Here is an 18,440-nt window from a genome sequence, read left to right as displayed (position 1 = left end):
CCGCCATGACTGGAACGCCGACCAAGGCCCTCGAAGGCATCCGCGTCCTGGACATGACGCACGTACAGTCCGGGCCCTCCGCGACCCAGCTGCTCGCCTGGCTCGGCGCGGACGTCGTCAAGCTGGAGGCGCCGACCGGCGACATCACACGCAAGCAGCTGCGCGACCTCCCGGACGTCGACTCGCTCTATTTCACGATGCTCAACTGCAACAAGCGGAGCATCACCCTCAACACCAAGACCGAGCGCGGCAAGGAGATCCTCACCGAGCTGATCCGCCGCTCCGACGTCATGGTCGAGAACTTCGGCCCCGGCGCGATCGACCGGATGGGCTTCACCTGGGACCGTATCCAGGAGATCAATCCTCGGATCGTCTACGCCTCCATCAAGGGATTCGGCGAGGGCCCGTACACCAACTTCAAGGCGTACGAGGTCGTCGCGCAGGCCATGGGCGGGTCGATGTCGACCACCGGGTTCGAGGACGGGCCGCCGCTGGCGACGGGGGCCCAGATCGGCGACTCGGGCACGGGCGTCCACGCGGTGGCGGGGATTCTCGCCGCGCTGTTCCAGCGGGAGACCACCGGGCGTGGTCAGCGGGTGAACGTGGCCATGCAGCACGCGGTGCTCAACCTCTGCCGGGTGAAGCTGCGCGACCAGCAGCGCCTGTCCCACGGCCCCCTCGCTGAATATCCCAACGAGGACTTCGGCACGGAGGTTCCCCGCTCGGGCAACGCCTCCGGCGGCGGCCAGCCGGGCTGGGCGGTCAAGTGCGCGCCGGGCGGCCCGAACGACTACGTGTATGTGATCGTCCAGCCCGTCGGCTGGAAGCCGATCAGTGAGCTGATCGGCCGCCCCGAGCTCGCCGAGGACCCGGAGTGGGCGACGCCGGAGTCCCGGCTGCCCCAGCTGAACAAGATGTTCCAGCTGATCGAGGAATGGTCCTCCACCCTGCCCAAGTGGGAGGTGCTGGAGAAGCTCAACGCGCACAACATCCCGTGCGGTCCGATCCTGTCCACCAAGGAGATCATCGAGGACTCCTCGCTGGTCGACAACGAGATGGTGGTCACCGTGCCGCACCCCGAGCGGGGCGACTTCGTGACCGTCGGCAGCCCGCTGAAGCTGTCCGACTCCCCTGTCGAGGTGACCAGTTCACCACTGCTCGGCCAGCACAACGAAGAGGTCTTCATCGGCGAGCTCGGCCTCGGCGACGAGGAGCTGCGCCTGCTCAAGTCGAACGGAGTGATCTGACGTGATGGCCGAAGACCGGGTCCTGCGGGTGCGCGCGCTCCTCGACTCCGTGCGGGCCGAGGGACGCACCGCGCTGACCGCGCCCGAGGGCAAGGTGATCGCCGACGCGTACGGGATCGCCGTACCCGGGGAGGAACTCGCCACCGACGTCGAGGAGGCCGTGGCGTACGCGGCGCGCTTCGCCGGGCCCGTGGTGATGAAGATCGTCTCGCCGGACATCCTGCACAAGACCGACGCCGGCGGAGTGATCGTCGGCGTGGCGGGCGCCGCCGACGTACGCAAGGCGTTCCACACAATCATCGACAACGCGCGGGCGTACAACGCCTCCGCGCGGATCGAGGGCGTCCAGGTGCAGGAACTGCTCCCCAAGGGGCAGGAGGTCATCGTCGGCGCGGTGACCGACCCGACGTTCGGGAAGGTGGTCGCCTTCGGGCTCGGCGGGGTGCTGGTGGAGGTCCTCAAGGACGTCACCTTCCGGCTCGCTCCCCTGGACGCGGACGAGGCCCTGTCGATGCTGGACTCGATCCGGTCGGCGGAGATCCTGCGCGGGGTGCGCGGCCAGGCGGCCGTGGACCGGTGGGCGCTGGCCGAGCAGATCCGCCGGGTCTCCCAACTCGTCACGGACTTCCCGGAGATCGCCGAGGTGGACCTCAACCCGGTGATCGCCACACCGGAGGGGGCGGTCGCGGCCGACATCCGCGTGATCCTCTCCGACACGCCGGTGAAGCAGCGCCGCCGTTACTCGCGCGAGGAGATCCTCACCTCGATGCGCCGGCTGATGCAGCCCTCCTCGGTCGCCGTGATCGGCGCCTCCAACGAGCCGGGCAAGATCGGCAATTCGGTGATGCGCAACCTCGTCGACGGCGGCTTCGCCGGGGAGATCCATCCGGTGAACCCCAAGGCCGATGACATTCTGGGCCGCAAGGCGTACAAGAGTGTCACGGACGTTCCCGGTGAGGTGGATGTGGCGGTCTTCGCGATCCCCGCCAAGTTCGTGGCCTCGGCCCTGGAGGAGGTGGGACGCAAGAAGATCCCGAACGCCGTGCTGATCCCCTCCGGGTTCGCGGAGACCGGCGAGCACGAACTCCAGGACGAGATCGTGGCCATCGCCGAACAGCACGGCATCCGGCTCCTCGGCCCGAACATCTACGGCTACTACTCGACGTGGCAGGACCTGTGCGCCACGTTCTGCACTCCGTACGACGTCAAGGGCGGGGTGGCGCTCACCTCGCAGTCCGGTGGCATCGGCATGGCCATCCTGGGCTTCGCGCGCACCACGAAGACAGGCGTGTCGGCCATCGTCGGCCTCGGCAACAAGTCGGACCTGGACGAGGACGACCTGCTGACCTGGTTCGGCGAGGACCCGCACACCGAGTGCATCGCGATGCACCTGGAGGACCTCAAGGACGGGCGGGCCTTCGTGGAGGCCGCCAGGGCGACCGTACCGAGGAAGCCTGTGGTGGTGCTCAAGGCCGGGCGGACGGCCGCTGGAGCCAAGGCGGCCGGGTCGCACACCGGGGCGCTCGCGGGCGACGATGCCGTCTACGACGACATCCTGCGGCAGGCCGGTGTGATCAGGGCTCCCGGGCTCAACGACATGCTGGAGTACGCCCGCGCATTGCCGGTGCTTCCCGCTCCCCAGGGCGACAACGTCGTGATCATCACCGGCGCCGGTGGCAGCGGCGTGCTGCTGTCCGACGCGGTGACCGACAACGGCCTGACCCTGATGGAGATCCCGCCCGACCTGGACGAGTCGTTCCGGAAGTTCATCCCGCCCTTCGGGGCCGCGGGCAACCCGGTCGACATCACAGGGGGCGAGCCGCCGTCGACGTACGAGGCGACCATCCGGCTCGGCCTTGAGGATCCGCGGATCCACGCGCTGGTCCTCGGCTACTGGCACACCATCGTCACTCCCCCCATGGTCTTCGCCGAGCTCACCGCGCGCGTGGTGGCCGAGTTCCGCGCGCGCGGGATCGAGAAGCCGGTGGTGGCGTCACTCGCGGGCGATGTCGAGGTCGAGGAGGCCTGCCAGTACCTCTACGAGCGAGGGGTCGTGGCCTACCCGTACACGACGGAGAAGCCGGTGGCCGTGCTCGGCGCGAAGTACCGCTGGGCCAGGGCGGCGGGACTGTTGGGGGGCGGTTCATGAGGTGAGGGAGGGAGGGGTCGGCCGACGGTGCGCGTCGGCCGACCCCAGGACCCGAGCGCGCACGAAAGGCATTGGACAGGGGGCGCTGGCCAGAACTTTCGACGCAAGGGGTGCAATCAACGTGACAACCACGGACGTTACACAGGTCGCCACCTACCGGGAGGTGACCGACAGGAACGGACGCGTCTACCGCGTCGGCGAGTCCGACATCGACGTCATGGGGCGCAAGCGCAAGTGGATGGTGATCCTGCCCTGGATCGGCATGATGGGCATCTCCTCGGCCGAGTACGCGTTCGCGTCCGCCGAGGATACCCTCCACGAGGCGCACCATTGGTCCAGCGGCAGCATCTACTGGATGATGACCGTCTGGGTGTTCTGCCAGGCCGCGGTCGCCTTTCCGGCGGGGCGGCTGCGTGAGAACGGCAAGCTGCCGGCGCGCTGGGCGATGATGCTGGGCGCGGTCGGGACGCTGCTCGGTTATCTGTCACTGGCGTACGCGCCGCATGTAGCGGTTGCCTTCTTCGGATTCGGCATGTTCAGCGGCATGGGCGCGGGCATGGTGTACGCCACCTGCGTCAACATGGTCGGCAAGTGGTACCCGGAGCGGAAGGGCGGCAAGACCGGCTTCGTCAACGGCGGTTTCGCCTATGGCTCGGTGCCCTTCGTGTTCATCTTCACCGGCTTCATGGACGGCTCCAACTTCCGCTGGGTGCTGGTCACGGCCGGTGTCTTCCTCGCCGGCGTGGTGGCCGTCGCCGGTTTCTACTTCCGGGACCCGCCGAAGAACTGGTGGCCGGCCGACATCGACCCGCTGAACCCCCCGGAGGACCCGCGGGCCCGGCGTTCGCTGGAGAGGAACCCTCCGGCCGATAAGCAGTACTCCCCGATGGAGGCGTGGAAGACCGGCCGGGTGGCCCTGATGTGGTTCTGTCTGGCCTGCACCTCCGGCGTGAACATCTTCGGTATCGCCTTCCAGGTCGACATCGGCGAGGACGCGGGCTTCGCGGCCGGAATCGTGGCCACCGCGATGTCACTGAAGGCGATCGTCAACGGAACCGGCCGCGGCGTCATCGGCTGGCTCTCCGACCTCTACGGCCGCAAGCGGTGCCTGCTCTATGTGTGCGCCATCCTGGGCCTCGCCCAGTTCGGCATCATCTGGTCGGCCGAGATCAAGAACCTGCCGCTGTTCCTGATCTTCTCCGCCATCTCCGGCTTCGGCGGCGGTGCCATCTTCCCGATGTTCGCGGCGCTGACGGCGGACTACTTCGGCGAGAACAACAACGCCACCAACTACGGGATGGTCTACAGCTCCAAGCTCGTCTCCGGTCTGGGCGCCGGTATGGGTTCCGTGGTCGTCGGCGCCTGGGGCTACAACGGCGCCTTCACCCTTGCGGGCTGCATCTCGATCTTCGCCGGCTTCGTGGCCCTCTTCCTCACCCCACCGGGACGCGACCGGAGCAAGCGCCACATCACTCCCAACCCGCAACCGCTCGGCGAGGAGACGGCGTGACCTGACGGAACCGTCCGACGCCGCGAACCGTCCCTGCCGCGACCTGGCGCAAACGTGAGGAGGCCCTCCCCGTCCGGGGGAGGGCCTCCTCAGGCGTGTACGGCCGTCAGCACTTCTCGCGCAGGGAGTGCAGATGCTCGCTGGAGCGCCGGGCGAAGGTGAAGGACTCGGCCGGGTTGTCGTGCTCGGCCTGCCAGTGGTGGGCGAGCCGTTCGCCGCGCAGCCTGGTCACACCGGAGATGAACCGCTGGTAGTCGATGTCCCCGTCGCCGACGTCGACCATGCGGTAGCCGTAGGTGTTGGCCGGGTCGCTGACGCCGTCCTTGACGTGGAAGAGCGGGTAGCGGTGGGGCCGCTTGAGGACATAGTCGAGCGGGTCGAACGGCGCGGGCGTGCCGTCGGGCCGCTTGGAGAAGCGGAACTGGCCGGAGTACGCCCAGAAGATGTCCATCTCCAGGAAGACGAGGTCGGGGTCGGTCTCGGCGAGCAGCACGTCGTAGAGCCGGACCTTGGGGTTGTCGGTGGCGAAGGAGAACTCCTCGGAGTGGTTGTGCTGGTAGAACTTCATGCCGCGGGCCCTGGCCGCGGCGCCGTAGGTGTTGAACTCCTCGGCGGCCCGCTTCCAGGCGTCGACGGTCGAGCCGTAGCGGAACGGCCCCGAGGCGGTGCCGATGTGCTTCAGGCCGAGCGCCTGGGCGTCGTCGAGGACCTTGGTGAGGTTCTGGGCGAAGGTGTAGGCGTTCGGGTCGCTGGAGTAGTAGCCGACGTGGCTGCCGATCGGGTTCAGACCGTGGCTGCGGGCCAGCCGCTTGAGCTGGGCGAGGGTGATGGGGCCCGCCGAGCCCTGGGTGTAGCCCGCGAACTCGACCTCGTCGTAACCGTACTTCTCCAGTTCGGCGAAGACGGCGGCGAAGCCGAGGGTGGAGACCTTGTCGCGCAGGCTGTAGAGCTGGATGCCGAGCCGGCCGGGCGGCAGGACGGGTCGGCCGCGGCCTGCGGCGTCGGTCGCGGCCGCGGCATCGGTGGCGGCCGTGGCGGGGGTGGCCGCGGCGCCCAGCAGAGCGGCGGCGGTGGCACCGGCGGCCACGCCGAGCATGCCGCGTCTGCTGAGGCGGTGGGTGAGTTCGGGATCGGTGGAGAAGGTGCGGCTCATGCTGGAACTCCTCGTGATCACGGGGCGTTGTCAGTGGTGAGTGCTTCACTGGGGACCAGTCGGACGTGAGGGGTTCAGCCCTCAGACCAGACCGGCGAGTTGGAGCAGGAGTGACTTCACATCGGTGGCCGCGAGGCGGTCACCGACAGCGCGGGGGGTGGAGCAGATGAGGAGCGGACCGTCGTCGTCGCTCGCGGGAAGGCGGCCGTGGCTGCCGCGAATAGGTGAGGGATCCAGGGGCACCACCGCCATGCGGTAGCGCATGCCGAGTTTCTTGCGCGCCAGGGCGGTCGCGGCCTTGACCTTGACGTAGGGGTCGAGCGGGTCCATGAAGAGTTCGACCGGGTCGTAGCCGGGTTTGCGGTGGATCTCGACCAGGCGCGCGAAGTCGGGTGCGCGGGCGTCGTCGAGCCAGTAGTAGTACGTGAACCAGGCGTCCGGCTCCGCCACGGCGACGAGTTCGCCGGAGCGCGGATGGTCCAGGCCGTACCTCTTCTTGCCCTCGTCGTCGAGGAGTTCATCGATTCCGTCGAGGCCGGCGAGCGCGGCCCGGGTCGCGTCGAGGTCTTCCGGTCGGCGCACATACACATGGGCGATCTGGTGATCGGCGACGGCGAAGGCGCGGGACGCCATCACGTCGAGGTACTCCATGCCGTCCTGGGTGTGCACCTCCAGCAGGCCCGCTCGGCGCAGGGCCCGGTTGATGTCGACGGGCCGGTTGACGCGGGTGATGCCGTACTCGGACAGCGCGACGACGGTGCGGCCTTCCGCGTGGGCGTCGTCGAGGAGCGGGGCCAGGGCGCGGTCCAGGTCGGCGGCGGCTTTCAGGGAGCGCGGGTCGTCGGGGCCGAAGCGCTGGAGGTCGTAGTCGAGATGAGGGAGGTAGCAGAGCGTCAGGTCGGGGTGCCGGGTGCGGTTGATGTGGCGGGTCGCGTCGATGATCCAGCGGCTGGAGACCAGGTCGGCGCCGGGGCCCCAGAAGTGGAAGAGCGGGAAGGTGCCGAGTTCCGCGGTGAGTTCGTCGTGCAGCTCGGGGGGCCGGGTGTAGCAGTCGGGTTCCTTGCGGCCGTCGGCGTAGTAGATCGGACGAGGGGTGACGGTGATGTCGGTGTCGGCGCCCATGGCGTACCACCAGCAGATGTTGGCGACGGTGTAGCCGGGGTGGGCACGGCGGGCGGCGTCCCAGAGCTTGTCGCCGGCGACCAGGCCGTTGTGCTGGCGCCACAGGAGCACGTCGCCGAGCTCGCGGAAGTACCAGCCGTTGCCGACGATGCCGTGCTCCGACGGGTGGGTGCCGGTGAGGAAGGTGGACTGGGCGGCGCAGGTGACGGCGGGGAGCACGGTGCCGAGGGCAGCACGGGAGCCGGAGCGGCCGAGGGCCTTGAGGTGGGGCATGTGGTCCAGGAGACGGGGGGTGAGACCGACGACGTCCAGGACGAGGAGCGGGGTGGGACCGGGGCCGGGAGTGGGGCCGCTGCCGGGGGCGGTCCGTGGGGTGCTCGTGCTCATGGGAGCTCCTTCAGGCCGAGGTCCGTCAGCAGGTCGCGGGCGAGGGTGAGTTCGGCGGCGATGCCGTCGGCGAGCTGGGCCCGGGTGGTGGGGCGCAGCTCGGGCGGGAGGGCCTGCCAGGTGTAGGTCTCGACCTCCAGATGGCGGGCGAGCGGGTGCGGGCCGCCGACGAGCCGGGTCAGGGCGGTCTTCAGGACGGGGAGTGTGGAGGTGAGGGGCGCGGCGGGGGCCGCGTGCAGGGGGACGTGGAAGTGGGCGCGCCAGGGCGCGGCGTCGGGGAGCGCCTGGCCGCCGAGGGCCTCGCCGAGGTCGTCGGTGCCGCGCAGGCCGGCCGCGGTGCGGATGCGGGTCTGGTGCAGGAAGCGGGGCTCGTCGAAGGCGGCGAGGGCCGTGCGGACCTCGGGGAGGTGCGGGTGCTCGGCGTGCAGGGCCGCCGAGAGCTGGGACTTGACGAGGGGGACACCGGAGGCGACCAGGGCGTCGAGGGCGGTGTGCGGATCTTCGAAGGAGGTGGCGAGATGGCAGGTGTCGACGCAGACGCCGATGCGCGGATGGTCGATCGCGGTGAGCGGGGCGATGGCGTCGCCGGTGGTCTCGATGACACAGCCGGGTTCCGGTTCCAGGCCGACGCGGATGGAGCGGCCGGTGAGTTCCTCCAGCGCGTCGAGCCGTTCGCCGAGGGTGCGCAGAGCGGCGTGGGCCGACGCGGTGGGCCGGGTGCGCCAGGCGAGCGGGAGGGTGGAGATGCTGCCCTCGTCGACGTCGTCGGGGAGCAGTCCGGTGAGCAGCCGGGCGAGGGCGGTGGTGTGGTCGAGGCGCTCGGGGTCGGTCCAGTCCGGCCGGTAGACGCGGTACTTGACCTCCTCGGCACCGAAGCCCTCGTAGGGGAAGCCGTTGAGGGTGACGACCTCCAGTCCTCGGCGGTCGAGTTCGCAGCGCAGGCCGCGCAGCGCGGACGGGTCGGTGCCGAGGGCGTGCGCGGCGTCCTTGGCGAGCCACAGGCCGATACCGAGGCGGTCCCGGCCGAGGCGGCGGCGGACGGGCTCGCAGTGGTCGCGGAGCTGGGCGAGGACGCCGTCGAGGGTCTCGGCGGGGTGCACGTTGGTGCAGTAGGCGAGGTGGACGGTGGAGCCGTCGGGGTGCCGGAAGCGCATGGCTCACGCCCCGCCGCGGAGGATCGAGTTGCCCTCGTGGGTGGCGTCGGGGGCGGTGAGGTCGAGGTTCAGCCGGCCGCTGAGCCCGTAGAAGGCGACGGGGTTGCGCCACAGCACCCGGTCGACCTCGTCCTCGGTGAACCCCTCGGCCAGCATCAGTTCGCCGACCTTGCGGGTCTTGAGGGGGTCGCTGCGGCCCCAGTCGGCGGCGGAGTTCACCAGCACCCGCTCGGGGCCGTGGGCGCGGAGGATGGCGACCATCCGCTCCTCGTCCATCTTGGTGTCGGGATAGACGGAGAAGCCCAGCCAGCAGCCGCTGTCCTTGGCCTCCTTGACGGTGGTCTCGTTGAGGTGGTCCACCAGGACGCGGTCCGGGGACAGCGCGGACTCGGCGACCACGTCGAGGGTGCGGCGCAGTCCGGCCGCCTTGTCGCGGTGCGGGGTGTGCACCAGCGCGGGCAGCTCGTGGTCGGCGGCGAGCTGGAGCTGGGCGGCGAGCGCGGTGTCCTCGGCCGGGGTCATCGAGTCGTAGCCGATCTCCCCGACGGCCACGACCTGGTCCTTGACGAGATAGCGGGGCAGTTCGTCCAGGACGGGCAGGCAGCGCGGGTCGTTCGCCTCCTTGGGGTTGAGAGCGAGCGTGCAGTGGTGGGCGATGCCGTACTGGGCGGCCCGGAAGGGCTCCCAGCCGAGGAGGGAGTCGAAGTAGTCGAAGAAGGAGGCGGGAGAGGTGCGGGGCTGGCCCAGCCAGAAGGAGGGCTCGACGACGGCGCGGACGCCCGCGGCGTGCATGGCCTCGTAGTCGTCGGTGGTCCTGGACGTCATATGGATGTGGGGGTCGAAGATGCGCATCAGGACTCCTTGCCGTGGGGGTGGGCCGAACCGTGCGGCGGGCGTGCGGAGCCGGGTTCGGTCAGGGCCAGGACGCGGTGCAGGTCCTCGGGTACGGGACGGCCCGCGGCGGTGCGTTCGGCGGCGTAGTCGCCGAGCATGCGGGCGAGTTCGGCGTCGGCGCGGGCCCGGCGCTCCAGGTCGGCCACCGCGCCGACGGACACGCCGGTGAACAGGCACTTCAGTACGGCGTGGCGCCACTGGTGGGCGTCGAGGTGCCGGGCGGCGTAGGGGCCCACGGCGGCGGCGAGCAGGCCGGTGTCGTTGGCGCGCAGGGCGTCCTCGACGAGCGGGAGGGCGTCGGGGCCGGGCACGAGATGGGGCAGGGCGTGCAGGACGGCGCGGCGTTCGGGGCCGGTGCCCTGGAAGTACACACGGGTGATCGCCTCGGTGTCGGCCCGGGCCGCGTGCAGGATGAGGACGCGGGCGGCGTCGGCGTACCCGGGTCCGCAGCGGCGGCCGGCCTCGGCCAGGCGCAACTCCCATACGGAGATGGGTCCATGGGTGCCGGGATGGGCGGCGGCCTCGGTGAGGGCCCGGTCCAGCCAGGTACGGGCGGCGCCGGGGAGGTGGGCGGTCAGGTGGGTGTGAAGGGTGTCGGGGTCTGTGGCCTGGGGGTTCGCCGCCGGGGTGCCCGTGCTGGGGTGGAGTGGGGTCATGGGGTGCTCCCTTCGGGGGCGGCGGCGCGGAGGAACGGGAGGGAGAGTGCGGCCTGTTGAGGGCCGGCGTGGGAGTGACGGGGCAGTTCCACGACGGTCAGACCCTGGTAGCCGGTGGCGGCGAGGGCCGCGAGGACGGGCGGGAAGTCGATCTCGCCCTCGCCGAAGGGGAGGTGCTCATGGACGCCGCGGCGCATGTCCTCGATCTGGACGTGGCGCAGCCAGGGTGCGGCGGCTCGGACGCAGTCGGCGGGAGGAAGGGGTTCCAGGCACTGGCAGTGACCGATGTCGAGGGTGAGGCCCAGGTGTTCGGGGTCGCCGAGGGTGCGGCGCAGGTGGTGGAAGTCGGCGAGGGTGGCGAGGAGGTGGCCGGGTTCGGGTTCGACGGCGAGGGGTACCTCGGCGGCCGCGGCCGTGTCCAGGACGGGGATGAGCGCCTCGGCCAGGCGCTTCCACGCGGTGTCCGGGTCGGTGCCGGCGGGGGTGCTGCCGCTGAAGCAGTGCACGGCGTGGGCGCCCAGGTCGGCGGCGATCCGGACGGCCCGGATCAGCAGGTCGACGCGGCGGGCGCGGGCGTCCGGGTCGGGGTCGAGGAGGGAGGGGCCGTGTTTGCGGCGCGGGTCGAGCACATAGCGGGCACCGGTCTCGACGGTGACGCCCAGGCCGAGGGTGTCCAGGCGCTGGGCGACTCGACGGACGCGGGCGGACAGATCCGGGGCCAGCGGGTCCAGGTGCATGTGGTCGAGGGTCAGGCCGACGCCGTCGTAGCCGAGGTCCGCGAGAAGGGAGAGGGCGTCGTCGAGGCGTAGGTCGGCCAGGCCGTTGGTGCCGTACCCGAAACGCAGGGGGGTGGCGGCGAGGGGGCCGTCCGCTGCGGGCGTCATGTGATGCTCACCTTCCTCGCGAACCGGCGGCCCAGCGGGGCGAGGGCCGCGACGAGCAGAGCGGTGGCTGTACCGCCGGAGCGGGCGGCGAGGGCGGCCTGGAGGGGGATGGTGGCGCGGATCCCGGCACCGACGGCGCGCTGGGTGAGCGGGGGTGAGGGATTGAGGGCGGCGTGGAAGTAGGCACGGGCGGTGGTGGCCGCGTAGGCGGTGGCGAGGGCTTGGCGGAGGGGGGAAGGGGTGGGGCGGAGGGCTGAGGCAAGGAGCGCGGGAGGGGCGGGAGGCCGGGCGGGGGGCCGGGCGGGGGGCCGGGCCCGGGTGGGTGGGAGCGGGGCCGGCTGAGCGCCCTGCGCGTCGGAGGCACCCCGCGCGCGGGAAGTGCCCGGCCCGTCAGACGCGCCAGGCACCTCGGAGGCGCCAGGCACGTCAGAGGCACCCCTTGCCCCCGAGGCGCCCTCCGAGCCCCGGTCGCGGCCTCCGACTCGGGTGATCAGGGTGCTCAGTGCGGCGGTTGTGGCCAGGGCCGCCAGGGGTGCGCGGGAGGAGCCGCCCTGGGTTTCGTGGCGGGAGATGGTTGTGACCGTCAGGGTGTGAGTGCCGAGGAGGGCCGCGGAGGGGAGGGCCTCGCGGATACGGCCGCCGGTGGCGGCGGCGCCCAGCAGGAGGTCGAGGGCGCGGGCCGTGGCCATGGCGGCGGGGCCCGCCGGGGTGTGCTTCAGGCGTAGGTCGTAGGCCCAGACCGTGGCGGCGAGGGGTACGGCGACGGAGAGGGCGGGGCGTCCGGCGCGGGCGGCCAGGGCCAGGCCGGTGGCCGTGAGGGCGCAGGCCGCCGTGAGGGCCGCGGTCGGGCGGATGCGGCCGGAGGGCAGGGGACGGTGGGGGCGTTCGGCGGCGTCCTCCTCGCGGTCGGCCCAGTCGTTCAGGGTCATACCGGCCTCGTAGAGGCAGAGGGAGGCGCCGATGGCGAGGAGGGTGCGGGAGTTGTGGGGTGCGGAGGTGGCGGCCGCGCCCGCCAGGGCGTCGCCGGGGACGGTGAACAGGGCGGGGAGACGGAGGAGTTCGGCCCAGGCGAGCGGGACGTTCGAGTTCGGGAGAGCCGCTGACGCCCGGTCCCTCGGCACAGCCCTCCGGCTCACCGCTCCTCCCCCTCTGCGCCCCGCAGCACATCCGCGAACCGCACCAGTTGCGCGTACTGCTCCCCCAGCGCCGCCGGTCCGGAGCCCACCGGGTCCTTGAAGTAGAAGCCGAGTGCGCTCAGCGGTCCGGACAGTCCCCTCTCGTGTGCTCGGGCGGTGAGTCGGACGAGGTCGAGGATCAAGGGGGCGGCCAGGGCCGAGTCGCAGCCCTGCCAGATGGTCTGGAGGATCATGCGCGTGCCGAGGAAGCCGTCGAAGGCGATGTAGTCCCAGGCCGTCTTCCAGTCGCCGAGTGCGGGGACGTCGTCGATATGGACCTCGCCCTCGGGAGGCGTGGCGAGGGTCTCGGCGAGGACGCGTTCTTTGCCCGCGTTCTTCGCGGCGGCGGCCGCCGGGTCGGCGAGGGCGGCGCCGTCACCGCCGCCCAGGAGGTTGGTGCCGGACCAGGCCCGGACCGCCAGGGCGCGCTGGGTGAACATCGGGGCGAGGGCCGCCCGGAGCAGGGTCTGGCCGGTCTTGCCGTCGCGGCCCGCGTACGGGAGCGCGGACTCGGCGGCGAGGGGGGCGAGTTCGGGGTGGTGCAGGCCGGTGGAGGGGGTGAAGTTGACGTACGGGCAGCCGGCGCGCAGCGCGGCGGCCGCGTAGAGCGAACTGGGCGGCAGGGCCGCGCCGGTGGACGCGGGTTCCGTCGAGGCCACGTTGACCACGACCGCGCGGGTCAGACCGAGGCGCCGTACGAAGTCCTGGATGTCGTGGGCGAAGGAGGCAATCAGTGCGGGCTCGTCGCGGGTGTCACCGGGAAGCGGGCCACCGGGCCTGATCTCCCGGTCCGCTGCGGCCAGTTCGGACTGAACGGCGGTCGGCAGGCCGGGGGGCAGGACGCCGCCCGCCGCGAGTTCCTCCGCGCGCTTGGGCAGCGGGCAGTCCACGGTGTCGTGGCCGCCGAAGACCAGCGACGGCAGGGCCGGCAGGCCGGAGTCGGTGAAGGCGGGGGTTTCCGTGACCATGCCCGTCGGCGGGTGCAGGCCCGCGGAGACCGCGGCACAGCCCGCGACCACCGTGGTGGCGACGGAGCCACGTGCGCCGATCAACCACACTCCGACTAGGGATCCAGAACGGGACGCGGACATGGGCAGCCTCCTTGTCGTGCGGAAACCGTGGTGGAAGACGGCGGGCGGAGGTCCGGCGTCCCCCGCCCGCCGCCGTTCAGTCGCCCTCCGTGGCCCTCGTGGGCTGCGTGGGCAGTTCCTTGATCCGGATGTCCCGGAAGGACACCTGGTCGTCGGATCCGTGGTTCTGGATGCCGACATGCCCGTCACGCAGGCTCCGGGCCGGATCGGTGTTGGTGAAATCGTTGATCTGCACGCCGTTGAGCCAGACCCGGAGGCGTTCGCCCTCCACCCGGATCTCGTACGTGTTCCACTCCCCCGGCGGGTTCAGCGCACGGTCGCGCTCGGCCAGGTCGGCGGAGTGGAATCCGTAGACCGACCCCGTGGTCTTCTCGGGGACGTCGGTGGCGTCGATCTGGATCTCATAGCCGTTGTTGACAGCCGACCACGGGTCGTCCGAGGGCGGAAATCCCACGAATACACCGGAATTGTCGTCTCCGTCGACCTTCCAGTCGAGCTTCAGCGAGTAGGCGCCGAAGCCCCGCTCGGCGTACCAGAGCATGCCGAGGCCGCCGGTGGTGGTGAGGGTTCCGTCGGGACCCGGCTCGAAGGAGCCCGGTCCTGCCTGCCGCCAGCCGGCGAGCGAGTCGGCCGTGCCGTCGAAGAGCGGCTGGTAGCCGTTCTCCGGGCGGCAGTCGGCCTGTGCGGCGCCGGTGGCCCAGCGGAGCCCGCCCAGCAGGTGCTGCCGGAAGGCGGGGTCGGCGTAGGACTCCTGGGTGTGGCCGCCGCCGGTATAGAAGGCCCGGCCGCCCTCGTTGGTGTGGCACCAGGCGATGGGATGGTCGCCGTTCATGGTGCCGCCCATGTACGAGGACTCGTCGAGGGAGGCGAGGACACGCACCCGGTCCCGGGGGTTGGAGCGGTAGTTGTACCACTCGTCCGTCCGGTTCCAGGCCGTCGGCAGCTGCGAGGTCGCCGCGTGGGCGTGGTCCTCGATGTCCACCGTGGCCTGCTGGATCGCCGGATGCGATTGAAAATACGCCCCGACGACACTGCCGTAGAACGCCCAGTCGTACTCGGTATCGGCGGCCGCGTGGACGCCGATGAAGCCGCCGCCGTGGCGCACATAGCGTTCGAACGCGCGCTGTTGCGCGCCGTTGAGCACATCGCCGGTCGTCGACAGGAACACCACGGCGTCGTACCGGCGCAGGTTGCCCGGAGCGAACGCGCCGGCGTCCTCGGTCGCGTCCACGGTGATGCCGGCGTCGGCGCCCAGTTCCTTGAGGGCCGTCACGCCCGCGGGGATGGAGTCGTGGCGGAAGCCCGCCGTCTTGGAGAAGACCAGCACCCGTTCCCCGGCGGAGGGTTCGGAGGCGGCCGGTCCCGACATACAGCCGAGGAGCAGGGCCGTGCCGGTGATCGCGATGGCCAGTCGGCCGGTCGATCGCATCGTCCGCATCCCTCCTCAGCCGGTGGTGAACGTGAAGTCGTCGACGTCGAACAGCGCGCCCGAGCCCGTGGCCCCCTTGAAGACCAGGTACAGAGTGGTCGTGCCGCGCGGTGCCCGGGTCAGCGGTGCGGTGACGTCCTGGAAGTTCTCCCAGCCGCCGGTCACGGGCACGGTCGCCCTGCCGAGCAGGGTGCCGGTCGAGGACCCCGCACGGACCTCGAGCGTGCCGCCCGCGCCGCCGGACGAGACACGTGCCGTGACGGACTTCGCGTTGCCGAGGGCGTACGGCGTGAAGGAGATCCAGTCGCCGTTGTCGATGTCGCCGACGGTCCGGCCGCCGTGGGCGCCGGTCTTGGTGATGAGGGAGACTCCGGAGCCGTTGCCGAAGTGCTCGGCCTGGCGGTGCTTGGGCTGGAGGACGCTCTGGTCGTGGGTGGTCAGCGGGGCCTGGCCGCCGCCTCCGCCGTCGGTGTACTCGGCGTCCATCACGCCGAAGATGTTGGCGTCCTCGTCGTGGCCGCCGTCGGCGCTGGTCTGGATGGTGCCGGTGCAGCCGTTGGCCGAGGTGACCGGGTGGCCGTGGCTGTCGTGGCCGAGCACGAAGGTGACCTTGACCTTGGCGCAGTCGATGGTGCGGTCCTCGGGGTCGCTGACCTTCACCTTGAACGGGATGGCGTCACCGAAGGCGAACAGCTGCCCGTCCTGCGGGAGTTCCAGCGTCACCTTGGGCGCGGTGTTGCCCACCACGACCTGCACGCTCGCGCTGCCGGTGCGCCCGGAGGGGTCCTTGGCGGTCAGGGTCGCGGTGTAGGTGCCGTTCTTGCGGTAGCGGTGGGTGGGGTCGGCCGTGGTGGAGGTGGTGCCGTCGCCGAAGTCCCAGCTGTACGTCAGGGCGTCGCCGTCCTGGTCGGTGGTGCCCTCGGAGGAGAACTGGACCCGCAGCGGGGCCTGTCCGGAGGTGCGGTTCGCCGCGGCCTGGGCGACCGGGGAGTGGCCGTCGGTGGCGTTCTCGATGCGGTAGAGCGCGGAGTGCTCGTCGCCGCCGAACCAGGAGACGCCGTAGTCGAGGACGTAGAGCGCGCCGTCGGGGCCGAAGGCCATGTCCATCACCTGGGTGCCGGTCCACGGCACATCGTCGATGGACTGCACGGTGCCGTCGGTGTCGCTGCTGATCCGCTTGATCCAGCGGCGGCCGAACTCGCCCGCGAAGAAGTCGCCGTCGTAGGCCTCGGGGAACTTCACCGGGGAGTCGAGAGCGGGGTCGTAGTGGTAGACCGGGCCGCCCATCGGGGACTCGGAGCCGGTGCCGAACTCGGGCAGCGACCCGCCGTCGTAGGGGATCCAGGCCGCCTGGGCCGGGGGCAGGTCGGTGAGACCGGTGTTGTTCGGCGAGGTGTTCTTCGGGGCAGCGCAGTCGAAGGCGGCGCCGGACTGGCCGGTGCCGAAGTCGTGGTCGACGTAGGCGTCGTTGTCGCCGGTGCAGTACGGCCAGCCGAAGTTGCCGGGGCCGGTGACGCGGGCGAACTCGACCTGGCCCGCCGGTCCTCGGGAGGGGTTGGCGGCGCCGGCGTCGGGGCCGTAGTCGCCGACGTAGAGGATGCCGGTCTCCCGGTCGACGCTGAAGCGGAACGGGTTGCGGAAGCCCATCGCGTAGATCTCGGGCCGCGTCTTGTCGGTGCCCGGCGCGAACAGGTTGCCGTCGGGGACGGAGTACGAGCCGTCAGCGCCGACCTTGATGCGCAGGATCTTGCCGCGCAGGTCGTTGGTGTTGCCGGAGGTGCGCTGGGCGTCGAACGCCGGGTTGCGCGTGGCCCGTTCGTCGATCGGCGTGAAGCCGTCGGACTGGAAGGGGTTGGTGTCGTCGCCGGTCGACAGGTACAGATTGCCGGCCGCGTCGAAGTCGATGTCGCCGCCGACATGGCAGCAGATGCCGCGCGAGGCGGGGACGTCGAGGATCTTCTTCTCGCTGGCGGTGTCGAGGGTGCCGTCCGCCTTCAGCACGAACCGGGAGAGCCGGTTGACGCCGTCGAAGGGCGCGAAGTCGGCCGCGCTGCCGGTCTCGGGGGCGTCGCCGGCCGGGGTGTTCATCGGGGGCGCGTAGTAGAGGTAGATGAAGCGGTTGTCGGCGAAGTCCGGGTCCACGCCGATGCCTTGGAGGCCCTCCTCGTCGTGCGCGTACACGTCGAGCTTGCCCGCGAGCCTGGTGTTCCCGGCCGCGTCGGTCAGGCGCAGTTCGCCGTCGCGTGAGGTGTGCAGGACGGAGCGGTCGGGGAGGACGGCGAGCGACATGGGCTCGCCGACCTCCGCCTCGCCCTTGGCGAGGGTGACCTGCTGGAAGTCCTCGGCGGCCACGGCGTTGTCGGCGACGGCCGGTGGCGCGACGAGGGTGAGGGAGGCGCCCGCCAGCAGCGCGCCGCTGAGCAGCGCGACCGTCTTGCGGAAGATACGGCGTCGTCTGTGGATCTCGGTTCTGTCGTGGCCGGTGGTGCGGTCGTTCGCGTGCACGAAATGCCTCCAGAAAGGGGCCGGTTGTACATGCGGTTGCCTTGCGCCGGGGTGCGCCGTCACCCCGGAGACCTGTGGAGGGGCTCAGTTGCCGAACGCCGCGTCGAACGAGGCCGACGGGGGTTCGAAGTCGTATGCCTTCAGGCGGGTCAGTGCCTCGGGAGCGCCCTGGAGCCGGTCCATTCCGGCGTCCTCCCACTCCACCGAGACGGGGCCCTGGTAGTCGATGGAGCGCAGCATCCGGAAGACGTCCTCCCAGGGGACGTCGCCGTGGCCCGCGGAGACGAAGTCCCAGCCGCGGCGGGGGTCGCCCCAGGGCAGGTGGGAGCCGAGGCGGCCGTTGCGGCCGTCGAGGCGCTTGCGGGCCTCCTTGCAGTCGACGTGGTAGATCCGGTCCCGGAAGTCCCACAGGAAGCCGATCGGGTCGAGGTCCTGCCACACGAAGTGCGAGGGGTCGAAGTTCAGGCCGAAGGCGGGGCGCCGGCCGACCGCCTCCAGGGCGCGCTGGGTGGTCCAGTAGTCGTAGGCGATCTCGCTGGGGTGGACCTCGTGGGCGAAGCGGACGCCCTCCGCGTCGAACACGTCGAGGATGGGGTTCCAGCGCTCCGCGAAATCGTCGTAGCCGCGTTCGATCATCGACTCGGGGGCGGGCGGGAACATGGCGACCAGGTGCCAGATGGCGGAGCCGGTGAAGCCGATGACGGTGTCGACGCCGAAGGCGGCCGCGGCGCGCGCGGTGTCCGCGATCCGGGTCGCGGCGCGTCGCCGTACGCCCTCCGGGTCGCCGTCGCCCCAGATCTCGCCGGGCAGGATCGCCTGGTGGCGTTCGTCGATGATGGCGTCGCAGACCGCCTGGCCGACCAGGTGGTTGGAGATCGCCCAGCACTTCAGGCCGTACTTGTCGAGCAGTGCGTGCCGCGAGGGCAGGTAGGTGGGATCGGCGAGCGCCTTGTCGACCTCGAAGTGGTCGCCCCAGCAGGCGAGTTCGAGTCCGTCGTAGCCGAAGTCACGGGCGAGGCGGCAGACCTCTTCGAGGGGGAGGTCGGCCCACTGTCCGGTGAAGAGCGTGAAGGTGCGCGGCATG

14 protein-coding genes are annotated in these 18,440 nt (G+C 71.1%); 3 read left to right on the top strand and 11 right to left on the bottom strand.

The features are described 5' to 3' along the window. Positions 1 to 5: 5 nt before the first annotated feature. The 3 genes from frc (at position 6) to STRCI_RS33485 (ending at position 4,906) form a co-directional block, all read left to right on the top strand. Complete coding sequence (frc, locus tag STRCI_RS33495; RefSeq protein WP_269662707.1) at positions 6 to 1,247, top strand: formyl-CoA transferase; 1,242 nt, start codon at positions 6 to 8, stop codon at positions 1,245 to 1,247. A gap of 4 nt (positions 1,248 to 1,251) precedes the next feature. Next, positions 1,252 to 3,396: an acetate--CoA ligase family protein gene (locus STRCI_RS33490; RefSeq protein ID WP_269662706.1), complete on the top strand. Its 2,145-nt coding sequence runs from the start codon at positions 1,252 to 1,254 to the stop codon at positions 3,394 to 3,396. A 121-nt stretch (positions 3,397 to 3,517) separates the two neighbouring features. After that, positions 3,518 to 4,906, top strand: coding sequence for an OFA family MFS transporter (locus tag STRCI_RS33485; protein ID WP_269662705.1), 1,389 nt, complete (start codon positions 3,518 to 3,520; stop codon positions 4,904 to 4,906). Positions 4,907 to 5,012: 106 nt separating this feature from the next. Here STRCI_RS33485 and STRCI_RS33480 read toward each other — a convergent pair whose 3' ends face one another. The 11 genes from STRCI_RS33480 to STRCI_RS33430 all read right to left on the bottom strand — a co-directional run bounded on the left by STRCI_RS33480 (position 5,013) and on the right by STRCI_RS33430 (position 18,439). Then, the gene (locus tag STRCI_RS33480; protein WP_269662704.1) at positions 5,013 to 6,059 is read right to left on the bottom strand and encodes a sugar phosphate isomerase/epimerase family protein; all 1,047 of its coding nucleotides are present in this window, start codon (positions 6,057 to 6,059) and stop codon (positions 5,013 to 5,015) included. 81 nt (positions 6,060 to 6,140) lie between these two features. After that, entirely contained in the window at positions 6,141 to 7,568 is a 1,428-nt protein-coding gene (locus tag STRCI_RS33475; RefSeq protein WP_269662703.1) for an alkaline phosphatase family protein, read from the bottom strand. Then, entirely contained in the window at positions 7,565 to 8,722 is a 1,158-nt protein-coding gene (eboE, locus tag STRCI_RS33470; RefSeq protein WP_269662702.1) for a metabolite traffic protein EboE, read from the bottom strand. Before eboE ends, STRCI_RS33475 begins: the two co-directional genes overlap by 4 nt. 3 nt (positions 8,723 to 8,725) lie before the next feature. Further along, a complete protein-coding gene (locus STRCI_RS33465; protein ID WP_269662701.1) occupies positions 8,726 to 9,574 on the bottom strand; it encodes a TatD family hydrolase in 849 nt (282 codons plus the stop codon). After that, positions 9,574 to 10,272, bottom strand: a complete 699-nt coding sequence (locus STRCI_RS33460) for an EboA domain-containing protein (protein WP_269662700.1) — start codon at positions 10,270 to 10,272, stop codon at positions 9,574 to 9,576. Before STRCI_RS33460 ends, STRCI_RS33465 begins: the two co-directional genes overlap by 1 nt. After that, positions 10,269 to 11,156, bottom strand: a complete 888-nt coding sequence (locus STRCI_RS33455) for a sugar phosphate isomerase/epimerase family protein (protein WP_269662699.1) — start codon at positions 11,154 to 11,156, stop codon at positions 10,269 to 10,271. The genes STRCI_RS33460 and STRCI_RS33455 overlap by 4 nt, the downstream gene beginning before the upstream one ends. Beyond that, positions 11,153 to 12,292 (bottom strand): SCO3242 family prenyltransferase, encoded by a 1,140-nt coding sequence (locus STRCI_RS33450; RefSeq protein ID WP_418953398.1) that lies wholly within the window; start codon positions 12,290 to 12,292, stop codon positions 11,153 to 11,155. Before STRCI_RS33450 ends, STRCI_RS33455 begins: the two co-directional genes overlap by 4 nt. Further along, positions 12,289 to 13,422, bottom strand: a complete 1,134-nt coding sequence (locus STRCI_RS33445; RefSeq protein WP_269662698.1) for an inositol-3-phosphate synthase — start codon at positions 13,420 to 13,422, stop codon at positions 12,289 to 12,291. Before STRCI_RS33445 ends, STRCI_RS33450 begins: the two co-directional genes overlap by 4 nt. Before the next feature lie 76 nt (positions 13,423 to 13,498). Continuing rightward, positions 13,499 to 14,851, bottom strand: coding sequence for a ThuA domain-containing protein (locus STRCI_RS33440; RefSeq protein WP_269662697.1), 1,353 nt, complete (start codon positions 14,849 to 14,851; stop codon positions 13,499 to 13,501). Positions 14,852 to 14,866: 15 nt separating this feature from the next. Further along, on the bottom strand, positions 14,867 to 17,356 hold the full coding sequence (locus STRCI_RS33435) for a PQQ-dependent sugar dehydrogenase (RefSeq protein ID WP_269662696.1): 2,490 nt from the start codon (positions 17,354 to 17,356) through the stop codon (positions 14,867 to 14,869). Positions 17,357 to 17,440: 84 nt separating this feature from the next. Next, a complete protein-coding gene (locus STRCI_RS33430; protein ID WP_269662695.1) occupies positions 17,441 to 18,439 on the bottom strand; it encodes a sugar phosphate isomerase/epimerase family protein in 999 nt (332 codons plus the stop codon). Position 18,440: the final 1 nt, after the last annotated feature.

Source organism: Streptomyces cinnabarinus (assembly GCF_027270315.1).
In the GTDB taxonomy this organism is placed as follows: domain Bacteria; phylum Actinomycetota; class Actinomycetes; order Streptomycetales; family Streptomycetaceae; genus Streptomyces; species Streptomyces cinnabarinus.
The sequence above is the reverse complement of the archived record's forward strand: the minus strand, read 5'-3'. Positions and strand labels throughout refer to the sequence as shown.

Excerpts from the sequence above, each read along its gene's own strand:
- STRCI_RS33430 (WP_269662695.1), bottom strand. The coding sequence starts at position 18,439 with ATGCCGCGCACCTTCACGCTCTTCACCGGACAGTGGGCCGACCTCCCC.
- STRCI_RS33490 (WP_269662706.1), top strand. The coding sequence starts at position 1,252 with ATGGCCGAAGACCGGGTCCTGCGGGTGCGCGCGCTCCTCGACTCCGTG.
- STRCI_RS33465 (WP_269662701.1), bottom strand. The coding sequence starts at position 9,574 with ATGCGCATCTTCGACCCCCACATCCATATGACGTCCAGGACCACCGAC.
- STRCI_RS33460 (WP_269662700.1), bottom strand. The coding sequence starts at position 10,272 with ATGACCCCACTCCACCCCAGCACGGGCACCCCGGCGGCGAACCCCCAG.
- STRCI_RS33445 (WP_269662698.1), bottom strand. The coding sequence starts at position 13,422 with ATGTCCGCGTCCCGTTCTGGATCCCTAGTCGGAGTGTGGTTGATCGGC.
- STRCI_RS33440 (WP_269662697.1), bottom strand. The coding sequence starts at position 14,851 with ATGCGATCGACCGGCCGACTGGCCATCGCGATCACCGGCACGGCCCTG.
- eboE (WP_269662702.1), bottom strand. The coding sequence starts at position 8,722 with ATGCGCTTCCGGCACCCCGACGGCTCCACCGTCCACCTCGCCTACTGC.
- frc (WP_269662707.1), top strand. The coding sequence starts at position 6 with ATGACTGGAACGCCGACCAAGGCCCTCGAAGGCATCCGCGTCCTGGAC.
- STRCI_RS33480 (WP_269662704.1), bottom strand. The coding sequence starts at position 6,059 with ATGAGCCGCACCTTCTCCACCGATCCCGAACTCACCCACCGCCTCAGC.
- STRCI_RS33475 (WP_269662703.1), bottom strand. The coding sequence starts at position 7,568 with ATGAGCACGAGCACCCCACGGACCGCCCCCGGCAGCGGCCCCACTCCC.
- STRCI_RS33455 (WP_269662699.1), bottom strand. The coding sequence starts at position 11,156 with ATGACGCCCGCAGCGGACGGCCCCCTCGCCGCCACCCCCCTGCGTTTC.